2 protein-coding genes are annotated in these 1,384 nt (G+C 73.2%); both read left to right on the plus strand.

Annotation, left to right across the window (positions count from 1 at the left end; translation table 11 throughout):
• Positions 1-118 precede the first annotated feature (118 nt).
• Positions 119-646 carry a PadR family transcriptional regulator gene (locus FOE67_RS25745; protein ID WP_143624352.1) on the plus strand — a complete coding sequence of 176 codons (528 nt, stop codon included), beginning with the start codon at positions 119-121 and terminating at the stop codon, positions 644-646.
• The gene (locus tag FOE67_RS25750; protein WP_182667224.1) at positions 643-1,323 is read left to right on the plus strand and encodes an ABC transporter ATP-binding protein; all 681 of its coding nucleotides are present in this window, start codon (positions 643-645) and stop codon (positions 1,321-1,323) included. Before FOE67_RS25745 ends, FOE67_RS25750 begins: the two co-directional genes overlap by 4 nt.
• Positions 1,324-1,384: the final 61 nt, after the last annotated feature.

The raw sequence follows: 1,384 nt of genomic DNA on the forward strand, positions 1-1,384 counted from the left end.
GCGCACCGGGGCGCGCGCGGGCTCCGCCGAGGGGGCCCGGGGGCGTCCGGTCGGCCGCTCTCCCGGTATTCACCTCGATTCCACACCCGGTGTATACGCGATGTGTATAGTGGTCCGCATGTCCATCAGTCACACGTTGCTCGGCCTGCTGGAGGGCGGCCCCAGCCACGGATACGATCTCAAACGGGCCTTCGACGCCCATTTCGGTCAGGACAAGCCCCTCCACTACGGACAGGTCTACTCGACCATGTCCCGTCTGCTGAAGAACGGGCTCGTGGAGGTGGAGGGCGTCGAGGCCGGGGAGGGCCCCGACCGCAAGCGCTACGCCATCACCGACGCCGGCGTCACCGACGTCGCCGAGTGGCTCTCCCGGCCGGAGAAGCCCGAGCCCTACCTGCGCAGCACCCTCTACACCAAGGTCGTCCTCGCCCTGCTGACCAGCCGGGACGCGGCCGGCCTGCTGGACGTCCAGCGTGCCGAGCACCTGCGGCTGATGCGTGAGCTGACCCGCCGCAAGCTGGCCGGTGACCTCGCCGACCAGCTCATCTGCGACCACGCCCTCTTCCACCTGGAAGCCGACCTGCGGTGGCTGGACCTGACCGCCGCCCGCCTCGACCGACTCGCCGCGGAGGTGATCCGGCCGTGACCGATGCCCTGCTCACCGCCACAGCCCTGCACAAGACCTACGGCACCACCCCCGCCCTGGCCGGGGCCGACTTCTCGGTGGCCCCCGGCGAGATCGTCGCGATCATGGGCCCCTCGGGATCGGGCAAGTCCACCCTGCTGCACTGCCTGGCCGGGATCGTCCCGCCGGACTCCGGCAGCGTCCGCTTCGAGGGTCGCGAGATGACCACCCTCTCCGACGCGGAGCGCAGCGCCCTGCGACGCTCCGCCTTCGGCTTCGTCTTCCAGTTCGGCCACCTGGTGCCCGAGCTGACCTGCCGGGAGAACGTCGCCCTGCCGCTGCGCCTCAACGGCGTGGCCCGCCGCGAGGCCGAGCGGCGCGCCGACGAGTGGCTGGAGCGGCTGGAGGTGCACGACGTGGCCGACCACCGCCCCGGCACCGTCTCCGGCGGTCAGGGGCAGCGGGTCGCCGTGGCCCGGGCCCTGGTCGGGCGTCCCCGGGTGCTGTTCGCCGACGAACCCACCGGCGCCCTGGACTCCCTCAACGGCGAGCGGGTGATGGAGCTGTTCACCGAGGCCGCCCGCACCACCGGCGCCGCCGTGGTGCTGGTCACCCACGAGTCCCGGGTGGCCGCCTGGTCCGACCGCGAGATCGTCGTCCGCGACGGCATCGCCCGCGACCCGGTGGGCGCCGCGTGAGCGGCCCCGCGCGCCCGACGGGCGACACCGGATCCACCGCCCCCACCGCCCTGCGCGACCG

Source organism: Streptomyces calidiresistens, assembly GCF_014141525.1.
GTDB classification, from domain to species: domain Bacteria; phylum Actinomycetota; class Actinomycetes; order Streptomycetales; family Streptomycetaceae; genus Streptomyces; species Streptomyces calidiresistens.

What these genes read in the sequence shown, in the direction of transcription:
- FOE67_RS25745 (WP_143624352.1), top strand. Translation starts at nt 119, where the DNA reads ATGTCCATCAGTCACACGTTGCTCGGCCTGCTGGAGGGCGGCCCCAGC.